Below are 26,331 nucleotides of genomic sequence, written 5' to 3' on the forward strand. Positions count from 1 at the left end.
GTACAAAAAAAGAAAAAGAGTTTAAATCCCTGCAACGAAAGATTTAACCCAATCAATAACTGCATCTAGTGAAAAACCATTACTGCCAGTTTCATTAAAAATACCTGAAACTTGTTCCTTATAGTAATTTACATCTCCTTGAACATTTTGGACTTGTTCAATAGAGTTTGCAAGGTTTTCAATATCAGTATTAGTTATGTTAATGTTATTATTTTGAACTTGATTATTAATTATATTTACAATATTATTATGGTCAGTTACATTATTCCGTGACACTTGTTCTTTTACATCATTAACTAATTTTGACAAATCATCAGCATTAACATTTGAATTATTTACAATTTCTGCTTGAGTGTAAATTTCCTCATTTGCTGCTTCTTTAACAGTTTCTGGAATTTCAACATCAGTTACTTCTTCATAAGAGTTCATTATACCCGCAAGAGCAGATTCACCAGTAGCCTCAACTGGACTTGTAACATACACATGCCCTTTAGTGATTCCTGCTGATTTTAAAGCTGAAATGTACATATCACCAGTAATTGTAGTAATTTTGGATTTATCCACACTTACCTGAAGATTGTCATTGTCATTTAAATTAACTAAAGCAGATGAAAGTATTTGACTGGAGTCATATGATTTTCCGGTGATTGAACTGGAAATCTTATTGACTTGATCTGCAGTAATGATTTTTGAACCAGCATTATTTATATCAATATTTGATTGACCTGCAAAAAAGCTGTCGACAATTGATTTATAATTTGAATTTCCATAAGTTGTCTCACCATAAGTTATCACAACATTTGAATCAGCTGAAAATCCTGCTGGGATTAACATACCGACAACGATTAAAGCTAATATAGCAATAGAAATTTTGCGCATTAATTTTCACCTCTTTTAAAATTCCTAATTTAACTTTGTCGAAGTAATATTTAAATGTTATAGTTTTTAGAAATTATTTAATAAAAATTAAGATATAAAAAAATCTGTAAAAAATATACAGTGATATAAATTAATATTTTAAAAATTGTTCAAATGTTCGGAAAATTTGAAATTTAAAAAATACATCCTCCAAAGTTCATGCAATATTTATTAATATAAAAATTAAAATATTTACCAATGAAAAAATTAATCTCCCCGATGAAAAACAAGATACCCCAAATCATTTTCATCTTTCTGTTTCTATTGATTCAGGTCTACTGCGATTTAACATTGCCCCTATACACCGCAGATATTGTTAACATCGGTATTCAAAATACTAATTTTCAATTTATAATAGATACTGGAATTATGATGATTATAATGGTTGCCATTTCTGCTGTTGCAACAGTTGGAGTGTCCTACTTTTCAAGCAAAGTTTCATCAGGATATGCCAAGGACTTACGAAAAATCATATATAAAAAAGTTTTAAAGTTTTCAAATCATGAACTGAATGAAATTTCACGTTCTTCATTAATTACACGAACCACAAATGATGTAAACCAGATTCAAGGTGTTTTAGGATTTATATTTACAACATTAATATTTGCTCCACTTTTAGGAATTGGAAGTATCATCAAGGTATTTGAACTTCAAACAAACTTATCTTGGATTATTATTGTAAATTTCATTGCAGTAATATTGCTTTTAGTGATTGTTATTGTTAGGGTTCTTCCTTACTTTAGAATAACACAAGAGATAATCGATAAAATAAATAAAACAGCAAGAGAAATCCTAATCGGAATACCTGTCATCAAAGCATTTGTAAGGCAGGATTTTGAAGAATATAAATTCAGAAAAGTCAATAAAGAATTTTACGATGTAAACATCTATGTATTTAAGACAATTCTAATCATGCTTCCTTTGATGACATTGATTATGAATTTAATGATAGTTCTAATTCTTTATTTTGGAGCATATGATGCTATAAACAGTGGGATTTTGACCGGCGACATCATAGCATTTATCCAATATGCTACACAAATCGTAACATCATTTTTAATGATAGGAGGATTTTTCATAATGCTTCCAAGAATTCTCGTTTCAGGAAGGCGTATAAGTGAAGTCCTAAATACTGAAATAACAATCATAGATGGAGAACTTACAGACATATCCTCCAATCCAACAATAGAATTTAAAAATGTATCATACAAATACCCTGGAAGTGAAAAAGAAACTCTAAAAGATATTAATTTTAGCTTAAAACCCGGTAAAATCACCGCAATCATTGGAGGAACCGGAAGCGGAAAATCAACAATTCTTAATTTGATTCCTCGTCTTCAGGACCCAACCTCCGGTGAAATACTAATTGATGGAAAAAACATTAAAAACTATAATTTAAAAAGTTTAAGGGAAAAAATTTCATTTACTCCACAAAAAGCAATATTATTCCAGGGCGATGTCAAATCAAATATGAAAATCGGAAAAAACGATGCAAGCGATGATGAAATTGAAAATGCCCTAAAAATTGCACAGGTTGATTTTGTTGAAAATCTTTCAGAAGAGGTTACACAGGGAGGGTCTAATTTTTCAGGCGGGCAAAAACAACGTTTATCAATTGCCCGAGCCATTATAAACAAACATGAATTCTATTTGTTTGACGATTGCTTTTCAGCACTTGATATGAACACCGAGCGAAAAATTAAAAGTAATTTGATGAAATTAAAAGACTCATCCATTTTAATAGTATCGCAAAGGATTTCAACAATAATGGATGCTGATGAAATACTTGTAATCGATAAAGGAGAAATAATTGACAGAGGAACACATGATCAACTGCTGGAAAGCTGTGATATTTACAAGGAAATAGCCAATATTCAAATAAACAATATGGAGGCAATATCATGAGTCCAAGACCCCTGAAAAGAAGACCTCCAGAAAAACCTGTGGATAATAAGAAAGCAATAAAAAATATTTTAAGTCTGCTGAAGGAACATAAGTTCAAATTAGTACTGACCGTCGTTTGCGCCATTATTTCGACTGCATTCACTATCATTGCACCACTCCTCATTGGTCAAGCTACAACCACAATATTTGACGGAATCACTAAACTTATGAACCATACAGGTTCCATTGATTTTGGTACATTAATCCATCTATTGATTATTGTGAGTATTCTTTATGTTATAAGCTCATTATTTTCATATTTACAAAGTATATTTCTAGTCGAGGTTACAACAAAAATCAGCTATGATTTAAGGGAAAGATTAATGGATAAAATCCTGCACCTTCCAATGGACAAGGTTGAAGAAAACAAAAGAGGAGACATTTTATCAAGAATCACAAATGATGTGGATTCCCTTCAAAACGGAATTACACAATCATTTATTCAATTGACAACAGCAGTCATCACTCTTATCGGAGTATTCATAATGATGATGTTCATAAATATTTGGATGACATTGGCAACAGTCATTCTTGTTCCAATAGCATTTCTGCTAATAAGATTCATGACAAAATACTCTCAAAGATATTTCTTAAAACAACTAGTCTTTAAAGGTTCCCTTAACGCTCAGATTGAAGAAACATTTACAGGCCATGACATCATACGTGCATTCAATCAGGAAGACATTTCAATGGACAAATTCGAAAGCGACAACGAAAATTGGTTTTCACAGGAATGGAAATCCCAATTTTATTCCAGTCTTAACGGTCCCCTTATGAATTTCATTTCAAACTTCACATATGTTGTCGTTGCGGTTCTTGGTGCAATATACGTTTTGCAAAAAGTGATTGCAGTTGGAGATATCTTAGCATTCTTCCAATATACTCAAAGCTTCAACAGACCTATACAACAGATTACAAGAGTAATGAATCAAATTCAAACAGCAATGGCTGCAAGCGAACGTATCTTTGAATTTTTAGAATTTGAAGATGAGGAAAATCCATGTGACAAAAGCATAACCGAAATCAAAGAGGGAATAAGCTTTGAAAATGTCAGTTTTGGATATATGCCTAATGAAAAAATCATTAAAAATTTAACATTCAACGTTAAAAAAGGTGAAAAAATAGCTATCATTGGTGAAACCGGAGCCGGGAAAACTACAATCGTCAAGTTGCTCATGAGATTTTATGACATTGACTCAGGATCGATAAAAATAGACAATATAGACATCGAAGAGTATGATAAAAACAGTTTGAGGTCACTAATTGGAATGGTGCTGCAGGATTCCTGGCTGTTTTCAGATACAATTTCAAATAATGTTCGCTATGGAAACTTAGATGCAACAGATGATGAAGTAATTGACGCATCAAGCCAAGTTTATGCTGATAATTTCATAAGACAATTGCCAGAAGGTTATGAAAGCGAATTGAATGAAGATACAGACAATATCTCACATGGGCAAAAACAATTATTGACAATAGCAAGAACCATTCTGTCTAAAAAAGAGGTTTTGATTTTGGATGAAGCAACTTCCAGTGTTGATACAAGAACAGAAAAATTAATTCAAAAAGCAATGGACAAATTAATGGAAGGAAAAACCAGTTTCATTATAGCCCACAGACTTTCAACAATTAGAAATGCTGATAAGATAATTGTGATTGAAAATGGTAAAATAATTGAGCAAGGCAGTCACGAAGAATTGCTTGCCCTTAAAGGATATTACTACCATACCTTAAATTCACAGCTGGAAGAAAATATAAGTTAAATGTTTTCTAAACATTCATCCCATATTTCTTTAGATACACCGCCCAGATATCCGACTTTATCGGCTTTTTTAAATTCATCATCAGCTTTTTTGTAATCTCCAGATGCATAGTAAGTCAATGCCTTACCCTTAATTGCATCAAATGAACATTCATCCCTTTCCAATACTAAATCATAAATTCCAAGTGCATCTTCATAGTCGCCATTTAAAGCATTTGCATTTCCAATAGCTATCCAAGCTTTGTTATCATCATCAATAGCCAATGAGCTAACAAATTCTTCAATAGCTTCAGAGTATTTATCCAAATTAATTAAAGCTAAACCTTTTATATAATATGCATCAGCATTTGACTTATTGACCTTGATTGCCTTGTCACATAGCTCGATAACTCTAATATTGGTCTTATATACATCAACTAATTCATCTGAGTCAAGCCTATCCAATTTTCTTTGTGCTCTTCTCACATAATCTGCATCCCTGTTCAATGCCCTTTTAGCATCAATAGAGTAATCCCTTACGAATTCAGGCAAATCATCTGAATTTATTATTTTTGATTTGTACTGTGAAAAATCATCAACTATATCTGAAATTTGACCTCTAGCATCTTCACCTAATTCATCTAAATCTATTTCATCAATTTGCTGTCTGACTTGTTCTGTGTCCAAATCTTCTAAAATCTCTTTAGCTTCATCCCTTAAAAAGTCAATTCTATCTGAAATTGATTGGATTAATGGAGACTCGAAGTGCACCTTATCTGTGCTTCTTTCATTAACTTCAATATCTTCCCATTCATCTGATTGTTTTTTCATGAAAAACACCTACAAAATCTTATTGAATAAAGTTATAAAAATATGCCTATAAAAATATTTCTATTTATTGAAATGATTAAAAGATGCAAATTTAAACCTAAATTAATCTTTATGCACTTCACACCGCCTTTTAAATTTCAGATTAAACATCCAAATGAAGGCAAAACCTATAATAGAACCTATATTCATTCCAATAATAGCTCCCATATAAACTCCAAAAACACCCATATCCAATATAATACCAAATAAAAATGCAAAAAACATGCTTAAAATCAGTTCCCTTAAAATTGTCAAGGATAAAGACTTAAATCCGGAACCAACACCTTGATAGGCATATGCTGCAGTGGCCCCTAAAGGAATTAATACATTATAAAACACAAACAATTGCAATATTTCAGCAGACCTCAAAACCAATCCCAAATCCCGTGATTGAAAATTGAATATCTCACAAAGAGGATATGCAAAAACAAAAAACATCAAACAAATAAAAATTGTGATGACCAGTCCAAGTACAGTCGAATATTTTATAGTTTCATCAAAATTTTTCCAATTGCCCGCACCATATGAAACTCCTGAAACTGTTATTGTAGCAATCCCAATTGCCATGCATGGAAGAAATGCAATAGAAATGAATCTCCAGGCAATTGTAAATGATGCAACTTCACTAACTCCTGCAGTTAAAATAATCAGATAATTAAGGATTATCACAACTAAAGAAAATATTATTTCCTCTGTTGCGGCAGGAAGTGAAACTACAAGAATTTCTTTATAAATATTTAGTTTTCTTTTGTAATACTTGAAATCATATTTAAAGAATGTATCCCTTTTTATAAAAATCCAGTATATCATCCACAGATATCCTATCAATGACGCAATTACTGTAGCAAAACCCGCTCCAAAAATGCCTAAATTTAATGAATATATAAAAATAGGATCCAAAATCATGTTTAAAACAGAAGTCATCATCAAAGGAATTGTTGCCCTTGCCACATTTCCCTCAGTTCTAAAAATGCTTGCAGTTACATTAGGTAGGAGGAATACAATATTGAGCAAAAATATAATTTGACCATAGCCCAAGCAATATGTCTTAACATCATTAGCACCTAAAAGAATAATCAAATCATCTAAAAAGAAAATACCTATAATTAAAATTATAATTGATACAACAACTGTTAAAATTATTGAGTGTATAACAGCATTATTTGCATCATGAATTCTTTCGGCACCAAGATATCTTGAAATCAGTGAATTTGCACCAGCCCCAACTCCATTGCCCATACCAATGATGACCAGATACAATGGTGAAATGAACCCTAATGCTGCAAGAGCATCTGCATTGATACCTGAAACCCAAAATCCATCAATCAGATTGTTCAAAAACATTAAAAACAGAGATAAAATTGTTGGAAAAGCCAATTTATTAATAGCTTTTCTAGGATTGCCCATAGGTAATTCAACATTTTGACCGGATTGCATTAATCATATTTTTTAAAAAGCAAAATATATAAATATTAATAATGATAGCAAGTACTGGTTTTGGTTCGATAACAGTTATTGCACATCAAACATCTTGATTTGCCTTCACTATTGCATTTCCAATCTTTTAAAAAGTCTCCTTGTGAGACAAATGGCCTATACATAGACATGAACTCAATATTTGTGTTATTCAGCAACTCATTCATGTGCAACATATCATTGAATCCCCCTCCAACAATAACCGGAACATCAACAGAATCAATTAATTGAGTAGTGTAATCAATCAATTCACCTTCGCCAGATAATTTTTTTGTAAAATACAATGGAGATAATGGTCTTGTTACCTGAATTGAATCCACACCAACTTTTTCAAGTAATTTACATGCTTCAAGACTTTCTTTTGAGTCAAACCCATCCTTTCTCTCATCAAATGTATTTATTTTAACTGAAATATGCAAATCAAGATTGTCCTTCATAACCTTAACTAACTCTAAAACCAATCTCATACGATTAAACACACTTCCACCATAATCATCATCCCTTTGATTATAGTAGGAATTTATAAATTTGGATAAGAAAAAATTATTTCCAATAGATAACTGTATGCCGTCAAAACCTACCACCTGCAATCTTTGAGCTGCTAAAATCATATCCGATTGGATTTTTCTAATATCATCAACAGTTAAATCATTCACGGCAATATCAAGATCTATTCCTCTATTGAACTTGATAAACTCAACTTGCCCTAAAATCGGGACATCATAACTATGAGTTATTTCAGCCACCTTTCTTGCCTTTATCATAAAATTAGGATTGCTCATTTTAAATGAATGTTCAGTGAATTTATCTTTCAGATAAATTGAATATAACTCAGATGTAATTAATCCAACTCCGCTAGAAGCAATTTTTTCATACCTGTTATATATTGCATCCAAGTCATCCTGTTGAGATTCCCATAAACCAGTCCGAACAATTCGGCTATTAAGTGTCAAATCTCCAAATTTACATTTATCAAATATATCTTTCATAAAAAATAATTAGTAAAAAATAGTATAAAAAGAAATAAGTAATTTTAAACTTACTTGATACCGTAAACCTGACGATATTCCTCTAAAAGTTTATTAATTTCATCATCACTTCGAGAATTATCTAATTCATTAAAAAAATAATCAGTTATCTCATATAATATTTTATTTGTTTTTAAACCTTTTTCAGTTAACAAATATTCAGTTTTATTGTGAACTTCATCTACAACCGTTTTAATAACCAAATCCTGTTCTTCCATATACTTAAGAGTTTGAGCTAAAACATGATTACTGATAGTTGGATTCATCTGCTTGAATTCATTGAAATGAGTTTTACCATTAAAAATATTGGACATTATGCAAAAAATCCATTTTCGATTAAATACATCAAGGGTATTTCCAATCGGACAAATATTATTCTCAACCATATTATCAGTTTAAGTAATTCAATAATTACTTATCTATTTATTAATCAACTATTTTAAATATTTCTTTGAGGTAATAATTATGAAAATTACATATTGGAGCGACTTTGCTTGCCCATACTGTTATATTGGAAATACACGATTAAAAAGAGCCATCAAGGATTTAGATTTGGATGTTGATTTTGACGTTCGTGCTTTCGAACTTGATCAAAATGCGCCAAAAGATGTTGAATCCACCACTGTTGAAAGATTTTCAATGAAGTACGGATTATCTCTGGAAGATGCTGAAAAACAAGTAAATCAAATTTCCCAATTAGGCATTAATGAAGGAATTAACTTTAAATATGACACAACACTTTATACTAACACAAGAGATGCTCACAGACTAATGAAATTAGCCCAAAGTAAAAATAATCCTCAGATTGTTGAAAAATTAGCAAATTTGTTATTTGATGCATATTTTGTTAAAAATCTGAAATTAGCCGACAAGGAGGTATTGCTTGAAGTCGGATTACAGGCAGGATTAAATGAAAAGGAAATGAATGATGTGTTAAACAGCGAATTATTCAATACACAGGTAGAAGCGGATGAGGGTATCGCACTTTCAGGAGGAATTCATGCGGTGCCGTTTTATTTACTTGATAATAAATATTCCATTCCAGGAGCATTATCCTATGAAGATTTTAAAAGTGTCTTGACTCAGATTATTGCAGAAAATGAAGTGGATGATGAAAAAGATGTTGACAACTGTGCCGATGGAGTATGCAGAATATGAAACTTAAATGGTTGGGACATTCCGCATTTGAACTTATTTCAAAAAATGGATTAAATATACTGATTGACCCATTCATACAAGCAAATCCTGCCTGTCCCCTGAAAATTTGCGATATGCATCCAGATGTCATATGCATAACCCATGGACACGCAGACCATTTTGGAGACACTATTGAAATAGCTAGAAACAATCCAAATGCCATTGTAATAGCTAACTACGAAATTTCAATTTACCTTCAAAGAAAAGGAATAAATGCAATCGGATTGAATTACGGAGCATATGTTAAAATAGAAGATGTTGAAATTCGAATGCTTGAAGCCAAACATTCATCCACATTTGATTTTGAAATTGATACAAAATATGCTGGAAATCCTGGAAGCTTTTTAATAACATTTGACAACGATATAAAAGTATTCCATGCCGGAGATACCGGATTATTCTCAGACATGAAATTTGTAATTGGAGAAGTCTACAGGCCGGACATTGCAATATTGCCTATCGGAAATATTTTTACAATGGATTTGAAAGAGGCCTCCATTGCAGCAAGTTGGATAAATCCAAAAATTGTTATTCCAATGCATTACAACTCATTTCCATCAATTGCACAAAATCCAGAAGAATTTAAAAAATTAGTTACAAATTGTCAAACATTAATTCCAAATGTTTTAGAAACATGCGAATTTTAACAAAACTTTATAATCAATTAAAATAAACTTATCTAAAAGGATGTGTTTGAATGAAAATAGCTATCAGATACTACACAAAAACTGGAAATACAAAAAAATTAGCTGAAGCAATTGGAAGTGCAATAAATGTTGAAGCAAAGACTGTTGATGAACCACTAACCGAAGATGTCGACATTCTATTTTTAGGAAGTGCAGTTTATGCTGCTGGAATTGATGCAAAAGTAAAAACATTCATTGAAAACATTAATGTTAATGTAGGACAGGTCGTTAATTTCTCATCAGCAGCTTTAATCGAGTCAACTTACAAACAAGTAAAAAAACAAGTTGAAGCGAAAGGATTGAAAATGAGTGACAATGAGTTTCACTGCAGAGGTGCATTCAAATTTGTTCACAGAGGACATCCTGATGAAACCGATTTGAAAAATGCCCAGGAATTTGCAAAAAGAATAATTAACTAATTTTTCTTATTCTTTTTGACCAAACTTTCCAAATTATCAAATTCCTTATTGACATGTTTCATTACAATGGCAACCGTCAAAGTTGCAGTAGCTATGCCTGATAAAAAAAATCCGCTCCAAACCAAAAATAATGAATTGATTTTTCCCCAACCAGATGAACCTAAAACTGCATAACCATTACTGGTAAATGCATTGGAAACCATAACCAAAGAATTTAAAGGAGAAACCTTCTCAACAATCATAGTAACTATAAAACTAATGAATACTATTGAAAATAATAAGAATATAGATATTCCGAAACCATTAGTCTCAGAATATTTCATAACCTTTTCAAAGTACATTTTAATGAAATATAAAAATATTGGAGCATGCACCAAATCAATCAGACCAATCCAAGACATTCCTCCAAATATTATGAAATTAATGGAACCGAACGGAATTAATAAAAATAACAACAATTTATTTTTAAATGAATTAGGTTCAATTTTAATTGCAAGATAAAGTGAAACAATAATATCTATAAATGCAATGTTTATTGTTTCAGGACCCCATGAAATTAGTATATATAACATATTAACAGAAAAGACGATAATCATTGCCAGATAAAATAATTGCATCAATTCAGGAATTTCTTCATCAGGGAAGTATTCTTTAAGATTGAAAATTCTGGAATTTTTTAAAAGAGAACTATTTTTTAATTTAGGAACAATATACTTGGTAACATAACCCAAAATTGAAAAAATTAAAATACCCAGAAAAAATTGTAAAATGATAAATAGTATATTAAATTCAAGTTCATTCATTATTTTCAGCCCCCTCTTTAATTATTTTTTCCAATTTTTTAATTCTGGTATTGAAATATCTTAGTAAAATTGCTGCAGTCAAACCGGCAGTAGCAGCTCCGGAAATAATATATCCTCCCCAAACCAGAAAGAGGCTGTTAATTTTACCTGGAATAGAATGACCTAAAACTGAATAACCGTTACTAGTAAACGCATTAGAGACCATGACAAGTGAATCTAAAGGATTTACTTTTTCAACAACTTGAGTTATGAAAAAACTAATGAAAATAATAGAAAACAATAAAATTATTGTATAACCCAAACCATTATTTTGTGTATATTCTCTGAATTTATCATATGCAAATTTAATTAGGTATATGAAAATAGGAATATGAATCAAATCAAGAATACTAACAAGAGCTGTACCAAATATCAAATAAGTCAAAGCCCCATAAGGAACTAAAAAGAAAACCAAAACCGTATTTTTTAAAGAAGTTTTATCTAATAAAAGAACCGCAACTAATGAAATAAAAATATCATAAATTGCAAAATAAAAAATTTCAGATCCCGTGAAAATTAATGAATACAGAACATTTATAAAAAAACATGCCATCAAAATTAAATAGAAAACCTGCTTTAATGTGTGGATTTCATCCTGAGGCAAAAACTCAGTAGGATTTAAAAACCTGTTAGAACTATTTTTTATTTTTTTCTGAATAAATGAACAAATAACAACCAAAATTAAGAAAACAGCGATTTCAATTACCATTTGCAAAATACTCTGACCAATAATATCCAAATAATTCACCATATTAATTTATATCTTTAATTGTTATTAACCATTATCATTTATATACTCTGTAAAATTTATTATATATTGGTGAACATATGAAAATCAATTATATCATAATAGCCGTTGTTATATTAATATGCATTGCAGGATTATTTACATTATTTGAAAAAAATGCATCCTCAAGTGAAGGTCCTTCATATAATGCATCAGCATTAACTGAAAAATTAGAAATTAATATGAATAACTGGAATTATGATAAAACAAACGATATTTACTATCAAATTGGACTCATATACTGTATGAATCCCGAAGATACAAAATACGAATCCTGTGGAATTTATGTGCCCGGAAAATATTTTGATGGAACAAAAAACACAAATGGAACATATACATGTAAATTAAATGAAAACAATAAAGTAGGAAATTATTCAGCAAAATCTGCACCAATCGTAATGCCTGTAAATACACCTGGTTATTCATCATGTAAAGCACCTGTTAGTTACAATGCTAAAAAAGTAAAAAATTACACTGATGCAGGATTTGTCTATTTAAATGCAGGTTGTAGAGGAAGAGATAATGCAGAAGCACCTGATGGAGTTACTGACTTAAAATCTGCAGTAACATATTACAGATTCAATGGTGATGTCCTGCCTGGAGACAATGAAAAAATATTTACTTTCGGCCATAGTGGAGGAGGTGCACAATCCGCACTAATGGGAGCTAGCGGAAACAGTGAACTTTACAACAAATATCTGGAAAGCATAGGAGCTGCAATGGTTTCGAAAGATGGAAATACATTATCCAATGCAATTGCAGGTTCCATGTGCTGGTGCCCTATTACAAATTTAGATACAGCTGATGAAGCTTATGAATGGAATATGGGGCAATATATGAGGCCTAATGGAACATTTACATCTGAATTAAGTAAAGATATGGCAACAGAATACGCCAAATATATTAACAAATTAGGACTTAAAGATCCGAATGGAAACACATTGACACTTAAAGAAAGTGATTCCGGAGTTTATGCCGCAGGTTCCTATTATGACTATATGTTAATCGTTACTGAAGAATCTTTAAATAATTTCTTAAATGACACCACATTCCCATATACCCAATCACAAGGAGAAATGGATGAAAATTCATCAGAAGGAGCGCCGAGTGGAGAAGTACCAACAGGAAATACAAAATCCGCTGAATCAAAAAGTACCACTTATAAAACTGCTAAAGATTATATAGATTCATTAAATAGTAATGACACATGGATTGAATACGATTCAAAAACAAACACTGCTAAAATTAAAAGTTTGGAAGCATTTGTAAAACATTGCAAATCCCCTTCAAAACCTGTTACAGCATTTGATAATTTGAACCGTTCCCAAGCGGAAAATAAATTATTTGGCATTGATGGAAATAGCTCTTCACACTTTAATCCAACAACAGCAAGTTTACTTAAAAATAACAGCAAAAAATACTCCAAATTTAGTGATTTCTCATCCCAATTTGCAACTGAATATGTTAATGATTTGACTAAAAAGGATAGTCAAAATAATTCAATGCAAACACGTGTAAACATGTACAATCCAATGTATTACCTATGCGATTATTATAACGGATCAGGCACATCTGATGTTGCAAAATACTGGAGAATAAATATTGGTATTGAACAGGGTCACACATCACAATGTGTTGATGTTAATCTTTATTTAGCTGTTTTAAATAAAGTTGGAAAAGATAATGTTGAATTTTCAACAGTTTGGGAGCAGGGACATGAACAGGCTGAAAGAACAGGCGATTCAACAACCAATTTCATCAATTGGGTTAACAAATGTTCAAACTGAAGAAATCATAATATTTCTTCCTTTTTATTTTTTTTTATTTTTCATAATCTCAGACAAACTTTCTACATGAACAGTTTTTGAAAAAGATAAATCTTCAATACTATCTAATGAAATAACCTCTTCCAAAATTGTTACCATATCCGAATCTTTAAGGATATCAATTGCCTCATCCAAATTATTTTCATATAACGCCAATCTGAAAGCTTTTTTAACAGTATTATTGATTATATAACTTTCCTTATCAAGATAATAACTGTCAATGAATTTTTCAATCACATCTAAAAGTTCATTTGCGTCCAAAAATCTATCTTTATAATTAATATCCAAACATTTCATGACAATATTATCCAATTTTGAGGATATTTTATCATTATAACTACTTGGAGGCATCAAAGGCATTCTCCAGGGCTTGCCTTCACTTATTTCCACCATGCTAAATTTATTTATATCATAAGGAAAATGATTCGTTAATAAAATATAAAAAATAACCCCTAATGCATAAATATCAGTTGAAGGATAGAATTCATTTCTAAAGCATTCTGGAGCCATAAACTGACGTGTTCCCACAATGCCAAAATCAGCAAAATTAGAATTAATTTGTCTTGAAAATCCGAAATCTGATAATTTGACAACAATCCTATCCTGAGAGTTAAAACTCAATAGGATATTACTCGCCTTTATGTCTCCATGAACTATCGGAGGATTGGACAAATGCATAAAACTTAAAGCTAAAGAAATGTGTTTTATCAAATATAATGTCCAGTAGATGGGTATTAACATATTTGAATTTACAAAAGAAACAATATATTTACTCAAATCCCCACCAGGAATATATTCCATAACAAAATAAACAAATCCATACTTCTCATCAACACCAGCAGGAACAATTCCCGCATCATAAATATCAATAATATTTTCATGCTTTAATTTGCAAGCCGTTTTCGCTTCCGATAAAATTAAATTAAAATCAGAATTTAAATGTTTTTTAATTATTTTTAACACTCTTAAATCATCTAAAAATACATGCCTTATAAGATAAATTTCAGAAAAAGAACTTGAGCCCAATAATTCTTCAAATACATATTTTCCGTGAAATATTTCATTTACAATATTTCCCCTGTCTTCAAGTTCCATAAAATCACTGAATATAATAAGGTATTATTAAAATGAACAATAGAATACTACTCCACCTTTCCCATTAGATAACTTGAGAAAAGAATTATTCTTTAATTTTGTTTTAATGCTTGATGGAACTGGATTATCTCCTATAAATGTTCCATTTGAACTGGCTTCATCAAATATATACCAGTCCCCATCCTCATAGAATAATTTTAAATGAGGTTTTAGAATATTTGAAACTGTATTATAACTGTTATCCAAAACAATTTTACGATTGTTGATTTTACGTAAATCATCATTTCCTTTTCTTCCAATAACCGCACACTCATTACGATTAATCTTATAAGTTTTTCCTTTATCTTTACCATTAAAAACAGTTAGAGTGCAGCATTTCCTATTATTGAATTTTTTATTAATTTCATATAATTCAAAAAAAGAAAGCAGTTCATCACTGAAAAAATTAATATCTAAAAAAAGGTCTTCAAATGCATCTTCTTTTAAAATATACGCCTTTACATTACGTTTTCCCACTTTGTTAGGAATCTCTTTTTTAACAATGACTTCCCCCAAAATTCCAGATTCAACCAGAATTTTTAAATGTTGACCCAACATTTGAGGAGTGATATTAATATTATATCCAGTTAATAAAAAATTTATTTCACGAGAATATAACGGTGATTTAGATTTATTGCTTTTAACTTTATCATAATCTCTCAAAATCTTTAAAATAGAAAATCTAACATCATTATTAATTGCAGCTAATTTAGAAGATAAAATTTTACATTCATTATCCCTTAAAATTTCCGTTTTAAATTCTTGGTTTAAATCATCCATATTCTAACTCCACGGGCTTATGTAACACACATCATCAAGAAAATAATAAATGAAAATAAACATTTTGCCTTATTTTTTCAAAATAACTACATTACGATTAAAAAATTAACTATTAAATCAGTTAATGTTTAATAAGAAATTTATACATTAAGAAAACAATGTATAAACCGATTACAATTAATTTTTTTATAAATTTTAATATATAAGTGATATAAAGCAATCGCTTTAATCAAAAGGAATGCAAACAATAGTCATGTGTTAAAAATAATGAACTTTGATATTTTGAATTAGATTACTGAAATAATAACAAATTAACAACATAACCATTAAATGCATTCAAATTACAATAAAATATATTGCATTCAAATATTTGTTAAAAAGTATATTTAAGTTAAATAAAAAAATTACTTTATGTAAAAAAATAGAAAATGGATAAAAATTAAATTTTATCTAAAGCTTGGTCGACATCAGCCAAAATATCCTCAATATCTTCAATACCTACTGAAAATCTAATCAAATCAGGAGTTACCCCAGTAGACAATTGTTGTTCTTCAGATAATTGAGAATGAGTAGTTGATGCCGGATGGGTTACTAATGATTTGGCATCGCCAATATTTGCTAAAAATGAAATTAATTCCACATTTTCAATGAATTTCAAAGCGCCATCATATCCTGCTTTAAGACCAAATGAAACAATTCCCCCATAACCTTTTTCGGCATATTTTTTAGCCACTTCATGATTTGGAGATGATTCCAAACCTGAATATGTTACCCAAGCCACTTTAGGATGAGCTTCCAAGTGTTTTGCAACAGCCATTGCATTGGAAGCATGTCTTTCAATTCTAAGACCTAAAGTTTCAAGGCCCTGCATAAGTAAGAAAGATCCGAATGGAGAAGGAACAGCACCTGTATCCCTTCCGATTACAGTCCTGATTCTTGTTGTGAAAGCTGAACCTTTGAAAGTTTCTCCAAATATTAATCCATTATAAGTTGCATCGGGTTCAGATAATGTTGGGAACTTTCCGTTCATCCAATCAAAATCTCCTTTTTCGATAACTATTCCACCAAGAGTGGTACCATGTCCACCTATATATTTAGTTGCAGAGGACGTAATAATATCTGCCCCATGGTCAAATGGCCTAACAGAACCAATACCCACCGTATTATCAGCAATTAATGGAATATCATGAGAATGAGCAATTTCTGCCAACCTATCAAAGTCCGGAATATCCAATTTAGGATTTCCAATTGATTCAACATAAATAGCTTTTGTCTTATCATCAATTGCAGCTTCAAACTCTTCAGGAGATTGGGAGTCAACAAAAGTTACTGTTCTTCCCAATTCTTCTAAAGTATTTTCAAACAGTTCATATGTTCCACCATATAAATTATCAGCAGATACAATATTATCTCCTACTTTAGTTAAATTAATAATTGCATAAAAAATAGCTGACATTCCTGTAGCAGTTGCATATGCTGCAGTACCTCCTTCAATTGCAGCCATCCTTTTTTCAAAAACTTCAGTTGTAGGATTTGTAAGTCGGGTATAAATGTTTCCACCTTCTGTAAGTGCAAATCTGTTTGCAGCTTGCTCAGGTGAGTCAAATACATAAGAAGTGGTTTGATAAATTGGTGTAACTCTTGAACCGGTCTCATCAACTTCTTCCTGACCGGCATGCACACCAATTGTAGATATATTTTTTTTGTTTTTAATTTCATACGCCATAATAATCATATAAATATTTGTAAAAATAACATAATAAATTTAGTGAAAAGACACTGGAATGAATTACAGTTTCTATTCTTTTTTTATCTGCTTTTTGTTAAATTTTTCTAATTTCAACCATTTCATCGAACCGTTCAACGGTCTCTGGATTTCTATAGTCAAAAAACAGACTTTCTGCCCGGTCTAATTTCATTATATCAAGCATGTCATCTTCATCAAGGGCGAAATCAAATACATCAATGTTTTCAGCCATTCTTTCCTTATGAGTGGTTTTACACAACACTACAATACTTCTGTCAATAAGCCATCTTAAAATTACCTGAGCAGAGGTTTTACCTTGTTTTTCGCCAATTTTGACTAAAGTTTCATTGGTGAACATTCCCTGTCTGCCTTCACCAAACGGTGCCCATGCTGCCATTTGAACTCCATTTTTCTCCATATTGGCTTGTGCGACATATTGCGCATTAAATGGATTTGCTTCAACTTGGTTAACGGCAGGAATTACTTTACGTTCAAAAAAACAGATATCTGTTAATCTGTCCGGTAAAAAGTTAGATACACCTATAGCTCTTATCAGGCCTTCTTCATATAAATCTTCCAAAGCTCTGTAAGCACCATAATAATCGGAAAATGGCTGATGCAATAATACCAAATCTATATAATCCAATTCCAATTTCTCAAGAGATTGCAAAACGGATGTTCTACACTTATCATAACTGTAATTTTCAATCCACACTTTAGTTGTAATGAATAGCTCTTCACGTGGAACTCCACATTCAGCAATGGCTTGACCAACTTCGGATTCATTTAAATAGCTTTGAGCAGTGTCAATTAATCTGTATCCCACATCAATTGCATCAAGTACCGCTTGTTTAGTTTTTTCAGGTGGGATTTGACAAACTCCAAATCCCAATACCGGCATTATAACGCCATTGTTTAATGTTAGATATTGCATTTTTTCCACCTAAAAACCAAACAAATCCTGTGCATCAAGCATGACATCAACAATATGAACATTGAATGGACATCTCGGTTCGCAGTCTCCGCATGCAATGCATTCACTAGCATTATATTTTAGGTTATTGTAATGTTCCTGCACACCCACAGGCACTTCATCATGATTTTTTGCAAGATCAAATAACTTGTTCACCATAGCAATATCTATTTGAGAACTACATGGCGCACAATGGCCGCAATAGGTACATTGGCCTTCAAACGAATGTTTTGGAGCGTTGTTTAATACTTCTACATAATCTTTTTCGACATCGCTGGCTTCACAATATTTCAAGGATTCCATCAGTTCATCAACTGTTTTTACACCAACAAAAATACTTGAAACACCTTTTTGTTCCAAACAATAATGGATGCATTGAATTGGTGTTAAAGCCACTCCAAAAGGAGATGTTTCATCAGAAAGTAAATTACCTCCAGCGAATCCTTTCATTACTGTTAATGCAGTACCATTTTTTTCACATAATTCATATATTTCAGCCCTTATTGGATTTAAACTTGATAAGGAATCAACATATGAATCCTCCTTTCTGTATTCCTCAATATCATCCATTGTACCGAACATATCATATGCAGGATTGATTGAAAACATCAGCAATTCAATTTCAGGATTTTTGGCAGCCAATAAACCGATTTCAGGATTGTGGGTACTTAATCCAATATGAGCAATTGTTCCTTCCTCTTTTAACTTACGTACATAATCAATGAATGGACCATCCATTATTTCATTATAGTCATCTAACTGGTCAACATAGTGAATCATTCCGAAATCTAAAGTATCTATTTGAAATCTTTCCATAAAATCTTCAAATGCCGGTATAACCTTATCCATTTCACGGGTTCTAACATATTGATTGTTTTGCCAGGTTGCACCGATGTGACCCTGAATTACCCAATTGTCACGATTTGGCTTAATGGCTCTGCCCAAATGTGAACGTACATCCGGTTCACTCATCCAACAGTCCACAAAGTTAATTCCATTTTCTTCACATGCCCTTATCAGAACTTCTGTATCTTCATACGGCCTTTCAACTAAAAACTCAGCACCAAAAGCAATTTCAGATACTTTAACACCAGTATTACCTAATTCACGATATTGCATAAAAATAAGTCTCCAAAAAATATTATGTAATAATGTTTATACTTAAAAATAAAAAAAGTTAATGGAAAAATTATTGGATTTGAATATCCATTTTTCCACTATGAATAGCTGCAATTGTACCTCCATCGATTAGCAAATCGATACCAGTAATGAAACCGGCTTTTTCAGAAAGTAAGAATTCACTTGCAAATGCTATTTCATCAGAGGTTCCAACTCTTTTAGCACCACAAACATCAATCATGGCCTGATATCCTTCACCATTTGCTTCAAATTCATCATAAGCCAATGGTGTTACAATAATTCCAGGACTTATTGTGTTGATTCTAGCTCCCCTTTCTGCCCAAGAATCAGCTGATGCGTATTGAACTCTGAGTTGATTTGCTCTTTTTGATACAACATAAGCCACCCCAGAATTTACAATTACATCTTCACTTAAACAATCCAAATCTTTAAGTTCATCAGTCGGAGTTATTCTAAGCAAGTTTTCATCTTCAGATGTAAGTGGTGAAAGCATATAACCAGTCATGGATGAAATTATCAAACCTGCTCCACCTCTTGCCATGACTTTTCCAAATTCATCTACTGCATATGATGTTCCAATTAAATCCAAGTTAATGATGTGTTCCGGAGACGCTTGATTTGGAGATGCGCCTGCAGTATCTATGAAATACATTACCGGACCCATTGAAGCAGCTTTTTCAGCCAATGATTTGATTGAATCCAAATCCATTGCATTTGTCACTTGAGTTTCCACATCATAACCAGAATAGGTCAATTCTTTTTTAAGTGAAACTAGCTTCTCCTCATTAATGTCAGCCAGCAATATTTTTTTACCTGCTGAAATTCTTTTGATGATTGCTAAACCCATATCTCCTGCACCTAAAAGTACAACTACATCTTTATTGTCATTTAAATCAAAATTCATGACATTACACTCCAAATTGTGAGATTGATTCTATAAATTGAGGTGTGTCAATATATGCTATTGGCTCACCTGTCTCTAACTCCTTAATTTTTTCCATATCTCCATCTGTCAGTTCAAAGTCAAATACATTAAAGTTTTCTTCCATTCTTTCCTGTTTTGTAGATTTTGGAAATACTATTATTCCCCTCTGTATAATCCATCTTATAATTACCTGTGCCACCGATTTATTATACTTTTCACCTATTTCTGCCAAAATCGGATTTTTGAATATACCATTACGTCCTTCTGCCAATGGCCCCCATGATTCAATTAATGTCCCAAATTTAGAATGGAAATCTTCTGTGCCTTGCTGTTGGAAAAAGGGATTAATTTCAATTTGATTTACCATAGGTTTGATTTTATTGTGCAAGGCCAAATTTGTGAAACGGGTTTCAGTGAAATTGCATACACCAATAGCCTTAACTTTTCCTTCTTCATACAATTCTTCCAATGCCCTCCATGTTCCGAAAACATCCCCAATATTCTGATGTATTAAATATAAATCAATATAATCAGTTTGCAATTTCTTTAATGATTCTTCACATGCATTTTTGGTTTCTTCATAACCATGATGTGAGTGCCATACTTTTGTTGTTATGAAAAATTCTTCACGGTCAATTTCACTTTCAGCAATAGCCTGACCTACACCTTCTTCATTAAAATAAGCTTGTGCAGTATCAAAATGCCTGTATCCAACTTCAATTGCTTTTTTAACAGCTTCTTTAGTTTCTTGCGGAGGTATTTGGAATACACCAAATCCCAGTTGAGGTACTTCAACACCATTTGCGAGTTTTACATATTTCATGATTTCACCTAAAGTTTTATATAAAATAAATAGTAAATGATTATATATAAATCTTTCCTAATGAAAGAGTTATTTTATGAAAGTATTTAAAGTGATCATATGAAAAATGAAAATCTAATTATTTATATCATGATGTTAGGTACTTTTGGAGTTTTGAGTACTGAAATGGGAGTAGTTGGGATACTACCCCAAATTGCACAATATTTTAATGTAGATATAACTCAGGCAGGATTATTCGTAAGTTTATTCGCACTTACAATAGCAATTTGCGGAATATTCATGCCACTTGTATTCTCTAAATTTGACCGTAAAAAAAGTTTTATTCTAGTTTTATCAGTTTTTACAATATTTTCAGCAGTTGGTGCATTCGTAACTGATTTTAATATTGCATTAATATGCAGAATAATACCTGCAATCTTTCATCCAATATATTGCGGTTTAGCTTTAACAGTAGCTGCAGAAATAGTTGCTCCTGAAAAAGCACATGATGCAGTAAGTAAGGTCATAATGGGAGTGTCTGCAGGAATGATTATAGGAGTTCCAATAACAACATTTGTTGCAACAAACTTCGGATATCAATTTTCAATGCTTTGGTTTAGTCTAGTGACTTTTATCGCATTAATTGCAACAATCATCTTTTTCCCTACACTTCCAGGAAAGGAACAGTCCTATGGAAAGCAAGTTAAAGTAGCAACTACCGGCGTATTCATAATTTCTGTATTTGGAGTTATATTTTTAAATGGTGGAATGTATACCGCATATTCATATATCTCCGAGTTTTTAAATTCTATGACAAATATTTTAGGAACTGAATTAAGTATAGTGCTATTCATTTATGGAGTTGCATCAATAGTGGGGAATTGGCTTGGAGCAAAATTGCTTAACAGCAGAACAAAAATTACAGTCATAACCTTTCCAATAATTTTTTCCATCTTAATGATTGGCATATTTATGTTTAGAGGAGAAAAAATAGCAATTATTGTCCTAATGATTCTTTGGGGATTGCTTGCGGGAATAGGTAATGATATTTCCCAATATTGGATGGTTTCCGCTGCACCAGAAGCACCGGAATTTGCAAATGGTATATTTTTAAGCATGGGAAACGTCGGTGTAACATTAGGTACCACAATTGCTGGAGCGGTTGTTGCAGGAATGGGAGTTCAATATGTAATGCTTGCGGCAATAGTTGTAATGATTATCGACTTAATACTTTTATTTACAAGAACAACAAAATATCATATTGAGGGTTAAAAATGTCACTTCCATCACAATTCAAACAAGAAAATTACAGCAATATATTCATCTATCACTATGTTGAAGAGATGATTGCCAATTACAGTAAATACATTGAAGAAGAATTTGAAGAAAATGAAATAAAACGCACAGAAATACAATTTCTAATAAGAATTAGATTTACAGACAAGACAACACAAAAAGAACTGGTTGAATTATTTAAAGTCAGCGAAGGTTATACTGCAAAACTGTTAAGGAAATTCGAAGACTACGGATACATAACACGATGTGAAGACCCTACAAACAGACGCAAAAAAATAGTTGAACTTACAAACAAAGGAATCAAAAAAACAGATCAGCTAATCAAATTAATAAATGAATGGGAAACAAAAGTCACATCCCAACTCAGTGATGAGGAAGTCAAACTTCTCAAAAGTTTATTATTTAAGATAGTTGAATCATAATTAGATATGATGTACAAAAAAGAATTCATTTTAAATGAAGTTAATCAAATTAGAGATGAAATTGGACACGATAAAGTGAATATTTTCATTGAAAGCATATATTTTAATAAAAACACTAATGAGTTATGGATTATCACAGAAGACAGGCCAGACAAATCAGCAATAATCGGAAAAGGAGGATGGGTTGTTGGAAAACTCAGAGAAAAATTGGGACTGGAAAGCATTCATGTTGAATCCTATGGAGATTTTCTAAACAAAGAATATAAATTGAAATTATCAAAAAAAACTGTCAACAATGTTAATTTGAATTTGATTGGCCTCAAAAATCTAGAAAAAACAATCGAAAACAAGCTCAACAATATCTACAGTTTTAATTTTGAAACATATTTTAATGAAAATCACTTTGAAGAATCTGAAAATATAGAAGCTGTTGTAGCATTGTCTGGAGGTGTAGACAGCAGTTTTTCATTAATTTTAGCAAAAAAATTAGGTTTTAATCCAATAGCCGTTACAGTCGATCCAGGAACAATAATACTTCCAAAACAATTTAAAAATAACATTAAACTCATCACAGAATCACTTAACATTAAGCACGAATACATTAATGCAGATTATTCTGAAGTTATTGAAGAGTCATTTACAGGAAAACTTCACCCCTGCGGAAGATGTTCGAAAAATACTGGAGAACTGGTTAAACAATATGCCAAAAATCATGAAATTCCAATAATTATTTTCGGCGATATGCTTGCAACAGGCAGCCAATGTATAAATATGCAAAAAGATTCATTATATCGATTGAACCTTCCAGCAAGTTTAAGTGTTGGTAAACAAGAGATAAAATCCTTAATCAAAAACTATGAATTAAAGACTTTCAAAGGATTCGGGTGTCCGTTACTATATGAAGTACACAGAAAATTTCCATACATGAAAAAGTTTTCAATACAAAGAATCCTAAGGGAAACACGTTCAGGAGCTCTTGAGCCCGGTGAGGCACTCGATTTAATATGGAGTTTCTACAAATAATATTTAGGTATACCTAAAATTTATATATGTTAAAAAACATATCAATACATGTTGATATAATCATTGATTATATTGACATGATTTTAGTAATAATTTAACAGGAATGGAAAACTTATTAAATTGTTCCTCAATAAATTCAATAAGTAAAGCTCAGCTTCCATTCTTGTCATTTTATTACTTTAATCAATAAAAAAAAGATAATTACTTAGAACCATCGTCATTTAATGATTCCAAATAATTTTCATGAATTTCTTCAGCTAAATCATCATTACCCTCAATAATCGGACCAGTATAATCACAGTCATAACAAACCCACTGAGACCAATTCTGAGGAATAATCCATTTTACATTTCTAGATCCACATCTTGGACAAATTTTATGCATCATTTTAACCTTTTAACTTTTTAAAAAAAGAGAAAAAAATAGGAATTATTAAATTCCTTGCTTTTCAAATTCAACATTCAGGAAATCCTTAATATTATTCCTTGCCAATTCAACCATTTCAGGTGCAGGTCCACCTGGAACAGATCTAATTTTAACATTCTCAGCTGGATTTAAAGCTCTTTGTATTAACTCATCAGCTAATTCTAACTTATCAAATCCTAAATCAACAGCAATATCATCAATGAATGCAGAAGTTATGTCTTCTTCAGCCATTTCATTTGCAGTAGCTTCATTAACGATTCTTCCAACAATTTTATGTGCGGTTCTAAATGGAATTTGTTTTTCACGAACCATAATATCGGCTAAATCTGTAGCTGTTGCAAAATTTTTACCTGCCAATTCAGCACATCTTTCAGTTTTGAATTCAACAGATAAAAGCATTTTGGTTACTATAGATAATGTATCCTGAGTTACTTGAACCGCATTCCATAAATGAGGAGTGATTTCCTGCAAATCCCTATTGTAGGTATATGGAATAGCTTTAAGAATTGTTAAAATAGTAATCAATTCACCAGTAGCTATACTTGTTTTACCTCTTGCAAGTTCTGCTACATCAGGATTTTTCTTTTGAGGCATAATAGAAGAAGTTGATGAGTATTCATCCGCCATTTCAATAACACCAAACTCATAGGTACTCCACAGTACTAACTCTTCACATATTTTAGCTAAAGTTGAAGATAAAGAAACTAGGTCAAATACTGTTTCAGAAATAAAATCTCTTGCAGAAACTCCATCCATAGAGTTTTCAAGATAAGCATCGAAACCCAATAAATCGGTTGTTAACTGCCTGTTAATTGGAAAACTAGTAGTAGCCATGGCTGCTGAACCTAATGGATTTAAATTTACACGTTTATATGTATCATCCAAACGTTCATAATCCCTTTTGAGTGCTTGAACATGAGCCATTAAATGATGAGCTATTGTAATTGGTTGAGCATGTTGCAAGTGAGTAAAACCAATGAAAACATCATTTAAATGTTCCCCTGCCATTTCAACTAATCCTTCCATAAACTCCAAAATTCCAATTTGAATTTCTGAAATCTTTTCTCTTAGAACCAATCTGATATCAGTAGCAACCTGATCATTACGTGACTTAGCAGTATGCATAAACCCAGCTTCAGGACCTATTTTAGAAGTTACATAATTTTCAATAGCCATATGCACATCCTCAACAGAAGGGTCAAATACTAAAGCAGAATATCCTTCTTCTTTAAGTTCATCAAGAGCACATAAAATCTTATCTGCAATTTCTTCATCGACAATGCCTTCATGCTTTAACATGGAAGTGTGTGCAAAATTAGTTTTAATATCAGCTTCAAAAATAATTTTATCAAATTCAAGTGATGAAGTGTATTCAGCCGCTTCATCAGTCATACCAGTCTTAAAACGACCATTTCTAATATTATCCAAAAAAATCCCTTCTTAAAATGATTAAAATTTAAAAAAATAAAGTATAAAAAAAAGAAATAAAGATTAAAAAATCTTATTTTTTCATTTCAGTGTATCCGCATTTACCACAAGCGAATCTATCACCATGGTCAGCCATGAATACACCTTCACCACAACGAGGACAAATTGGGTTTTTTCTTTCAATTTTGTCTCCATCTACTTTATAAAGATCAGATTTTTTTACCATATAAACCACCTATTCTTCTTCATCTGCTTCAGTTTCTTCAGCAGGTTCTTCTTCAGGTTCTTCATTTTTAGCAATTACATGTTGAGCTTCAATATATTTTAAATCATCAACAGTATCATAAACTTTAGCATAACCTAATGCTTTAGGTTCACCGTAGTGTGGCTGTACATTATCTACAACAATTAAATCTTTTTTAGTGTTTAATAAAGCAACTAATTTTGATTTAATGTCTAATACTTTAGGAGTTGCTTCTCCATCATAATCAACATAAAATT

General features: G+C 31.5%; 27 protein-coding genes. 9 read left to right on the forward strand and 18 right to left on the reverse strand.

Annotated elements, in window-relative coordinates; translation table 11 throughout:
* Nucleotides 1–21: 21 nt before the first annotated feature.
* Nucleotides 22–879, reverse strand: coding sequence for a DUF1002 domain-containing protein (locus tag Q0P94_RS07380; protein WP_295115244.1), 858 nt, complete (start codon nt 877–879; stop codon nt 22–24).
* Nucleotides 880–1,137: 258 nt separating this feature from the next.
* Between Q0P94_RS07380 and Q0P94_RS07385 the strand changes: the two genes are divergently transcribed.
* Both Q0P94_RS07385 and Q0P94_RS07390 read left to right on the forward strand, forming a co-directional pair.
* Nucleotides 1,138–2,823, forward strand: coding sequence for an ABC transporter ATP-binding protein (locus Q0P94_RS07385; protein ID WP_295115246.1), 1,686 nt, complete (start codon nt 1,138–1,140; stop codon nt 2,821–2,823).
* On the forward strand, nt 2,820–4,625 hold the full coding sequence (locus Q0P94_RS07390; protein ID WP_295115248.1) for an ABC transporter ATP-binding protein: 1,806 nt from the start codon (nt 2,820–2,822) through the stop codon (nt 4,623–4,625). Before Q0P94_RS07385 ends, Q0P94_RS07390 begins: the two co-directional genes overlap by 4 nt.
* Here the strand turns inward: Q0P94_RS07390 and Q0P94_RS07395 are convergent.
* From Q0P94_RS07395 to Q0P94_RS07410, 4 genes are all read right to left on the reverse strand, one after another.
* Nucleotides 4,622–5,434: a tetratricopeptide repeat protein gene (locus Q0P94_RS07395; RefSeq protein WP_295115250.1), complete on the reverse strand. Its 813-nt coding sequence runs from the start codon at nt 5,432–5,434 to the stop codon at nt 4,622–4,624. The genes Q0P94_RS07390 and Q0P94_RS07395 overlap by 4 nt on opposite strands.
* 102 nt (nt 5,435–5,536) lie before the next feature.
* On the reverse strand, nt 5,537–6,910 hold the full coding sequence (locus Q0P94_RS07400) for an MATE family efflux transporter (protein ID WP_295115252.1): 1,374 nt from the start codon (nt 6,908–6,910) through the stop codon (nt 5,537–5,539).
* A 35-nt stretch (nt 6,911–6,945) separates the two neighbouring features.
* The gene (locus tag Q0P94_RS07405) at nt 6,946–7,938 is read right to left on the reverse strand and encodes a tRNA-dihydrouridine synthase (RefSeq protein ID WP_295115254.1); all 993 of its coding nucleotides are present in this window, start codon (nt 7,936–7,938) and stop codon (nt 6,946–6,948) included.
* A 50-nt stretch (nt 7,939–7,988) separates the two neighbouring features.
* Nucleotides 7,989–8,363, reverse strand: a complete 375-nt coding sequence (locus tag Q0P94_RS07410; protein WP_295115256.1) for a helix-turn-helix domain-containing protein — start codon at nt 8,361–8,363, stop codon at nt 7,989–7,991.
* A gap of 79 nt (nt 8,364–8,442) precedes the next feature.
* Between Q0P94_RS07410 and Q0P94_RS07415 the strand changes: the two genes are divergently transcribed.
* The 3 genes from Q0P94_RS07415 to Q0P94_RS07425 are packed head-to-tail and all read left to right on the forward strand — an operon-like array spanning nt 8,443 to nt 10,279.
* On the forward strand, nt 8,443–9,135 hold the full coding sequence (locus Q0P94_RS07415; protein WP_295115258.1) for a DsbA family oxidoreductase: 693 nt from the start codon (nt 8,443–8,445) through the stop codon (nt 9,133–9,135).
* On the forward strand, nt 9,132–9,821 hold the full coding sequence (locus Q0P94_RS07420; RefSeq protein WP_295115260.1) for a metal-dependent hydrolase: 690 nt from the start codon (nt 9,132–9,134) through the stop codon (nt 9,819–9,821). Before Q0P94_RS07415 ends, Q0P94_RS07420 begins: the two co-directional genes overlap by 4 nt.
* Before the next feature lie 50 nt (nt 9,822–9,871).
* A complete protein-coding gene (locus Q0P94_RS07425; protein WP_295115262.1) occupies nt 9,872–10,279 on the forward strand; it encodes a flavodoxin family protein in 408 nt (135 codons plus the stop codon).
* Here the strand turns inward: Q0P94_RS07425 and Q0P94_RS07430 are convergent.
* Together Q0P94_RS07430 and Q0P94_RS07435 are read right to left on the reverse strand one after the other, a co-directional pair.
* A complete protein-coding gene (locus Q0P94_RS07430) occupies nt 10,276–11,082 on the reverse strand; it encodes a hypothetical protein (protein ID WP_295115264.1) in 807 nt (268 codons plus the stop codon). The genes Q0P94_RS07425 and Q0P94_RS07430 overlap by 4 nt on opposite strands.
* Complete coding sequence (locus Q0P94_RS07435; protein WP_295115266.1) at nt 11,075–11,860, reverse strand: hypothetical protein; 786 nt, start codon at nt 11,858–11,860, stop codon at nt 11,075–11,077. The genes Q0P94_RS07430 and Q0P94_RS07435 overlap by 8 nt, the downstream gene beginning before the upstream one ends.
* Before the next feature lie 89 nt (nt 11,861–11,949).
* On the opposite strand from Q0P94_RS07435, the gene Q0P94_RS07440 reads away from it, so the two are divergent.
* The gene (locus tag Q0P94_RS07440) at nt 11,950–13,695 is read left to right on the forward strand and encodes a subtype A tannase (RefSeq protein ID WP_295115268.1); all 1,746 of its coding nucleotides are present in this window, start codon (nt 11,950–11,952) and stop codon (nt 13,693–13,695) included.
* A gap of 24 nt (nt 13,696–13,719) precedes the next feature.
* On the opposite strand, the gene Q0P94_RS07445 is transcribed toward Q0P94_RS07440, so the two are convergent.
* The 7 genes from Q0P94_RS07445 to Q0P94_RS07475 form a co-directional block, all read right to left on the reverse strand.
* Nucleotides 13,720–14,829 carry a serine/threonine-protein kinase gene (locus Q0P94_RS07445; protein WP_295115270.1) on the reverse strand — a complete coding sequence of 370 codons (1,110 nt, stop codon included), beginning with the start codon at nt 14,827–14,829 and terminating at the stop codon, nt 13,720–13,722.
* A gap of 27 nt (nt 14,830–14,856) precedes the next feature.
* Nucleotides 14,857–15,648 (reverse strand): FHA domain-containing protein, encoded by a 792-nt coding sequence (locus Q0P94_RS07450; protein ID WP_295115272.1) that lies wholly within the window; start codon nt 15,646–15,648, stop codon nt 14,857–14,859.
* 439 nt (nt 15,649–16,087) lie between these two features.
* Nucleotides 16,088–17,374: an O-acetylhomoserine aminocarboxypropyltransferase/cysteine synthase family protein gene (locus Q0P94_RS07455; RefSeq protein WP_295115274.1), complete on the reverse strand. Its 1,287-nt coding sequence runs from the start codon at nt 17,372–17,374 to the stop codon at nt 16,088–16,090.
* 97 nt (nt 17,375–17,471) lie between these two features.
* The gene (locus Q0P94_RS07460; RefSeq protein ID WP_295115276.1) at nt 17,472–18,329 is read right to left on the reverse strand and encodes an aldo/keto reductase; all 858 of its coding nucleotides are present in this window, start codon (nt 18,327–18,329) and stop codon (nt 17,472–17,474) included.
* Between the two features lie 9 nt (nt 18,330–18,338).
* Complete coding sequence (locus Q0P94_RS07465; protein ID WP_295115278.1) at nt 18,339–19,487, reverse strand: aldo/keto reductase; 1,149 nt, start codon at nt 19,485–19,487, stop codon at nt 18,339–18,341.
* Between the two features lie 70 nt (nt 19,488–19,557).
* Complete coding sequence (locus Q0P94_RS07470) at nt 19,558–20,412, reverse strand: SDR family oxidoreductase (RefSeq protein WP_295115279.1); 855 nt, start codon at nt 20,410–20,412, stop codon at nt 19,558–19,560.
* A gap of 4 nt (nt 20,413–20,416) precedes the next feature.
* Nucleotides 20,417–21,256: an aldo/keto reductase gene (locus tag Q0P94_RS07475; RefSeq protein WP_295115281.1), complete on the reverse strand. Its 840-nt coding sequence runs from the start codon at nt 21,254–21,256 to the stop codon at nt 20,417–20,419.
* Between the two features lie 99 nt (nt 21,257–21,355).
* Here Q0P94_RS07475 and Q0P94_RS07480 point away from each other — a divergent pair, with 99 nt between their 5' ends.
* From Q0P94_RS07480 to Q0P94_RS07490, 3 genes are read left to right on the forward strand one after another with little or no spacing between them, the layout of a single operon-like run.
* Nucleotides 21,356–22,507 carry an MFS transporter gene (locus Q0P94_RS07480; RefSeq protein ID WP_295115282.1) on the forward strand — a complete coding sequence of 384 codons (1,152 nt, stop codon included), beginning with the start codon at nt 21,356–21,358 and terminating at the stop codon, nt 22,505–22,507.
* Nucleotides 22,508–22,509: 2 nt separating this feature from the next.
* Nucleotides 22,510–22,953: a MarR family winged helix-turn-helix transcriptional regulator gene (locus tag Q0P94_RS07485; RefSeq protein ID WP_295115283.1), complete on the forward strand. Its 444-nt coding sequence runs from the start codon at nt 22,510–22,512 to the stop codon at nt 22,951–22,953.
* Nucleotides 22,954–22,959: 6 nt separating this feature from the next.
* Nucleotides 22,960–23,976 carry a 7-cyano-7-deazaguanine synthase gene (locus tag Q0P94_RS07490; RefSeq protein ID WP_295115284.1) on the forward strand — a complete coding sequence of 339 codons (1,017 nt, stop codon included), beginning with the start codon at nt 22,960–22,962 and terminating at the stop codon, nt 23,974–23,976.
* A 201-nt stretch (nt 23,977–24,177) separates the two neighbouring features.
* Here the strand turns inward: Q0P94_RS07490 and Q0P94_RS07495 are convergent, their stop codons facing one another.
* The 4 genes from Q0P94_RS07495 to Q0P94_RS07510 all read right to left on the reverse strand — a co-directional run.
* The gene (locus tag Q0P94_RS07495) at nt 24,178–24,363 is read right to left on the reverse strand and encodes a hypothetical protein (protein WP_295115286.1); all 186 of its coding nucleotides are present in this window, start codon (nt 24,361–24,363) and stop codon (nt 24,178–24,180) included.
* A gap of 45 nt (nt 24,364–24,408) precedes the next feature.
* On the reverse strand, nt 24,409–25,830 hold the full coding sequence (gene argH / locus Q0P94_RS07500) for an argininosuccinate lyase (RefSeq protein WP_295115287.1): 1,422 nt from the start codon (nt 25,828–25,830) through the stop codon (nt 24,409–24,411).
* A 73-nt stretch (nt 25,831–25,903) separates the two neighbouring features.
* A complete protein-coding gene (locus Q0P94_RS07505; protein ID WP_069575404.1) occupies nt 25,904–26,056 on the reverse strand; it encodes a 30S ribosomal protein S27ae in 153 nt (50 codons plus the stop codon).
* Between the two features lie 9 nt (nt 26,057–26,065).
* The coding region (locus Q0P94_RS07510) for a 30S ribosomal protein S24e (RefSeq protein WP_295115289.1) at nt 26,066–26,331 on the reverse strand (266 nt) is incomplete at its 5' end.

The organism is uncultured Methanobrevibacter sp. (assembly GCF_946184425.1).
GTDB lineage: Archaea > Methanobacteriota > Methanobacteria > Methanobacteriales > Methanobacteriaceae > Methanocatella.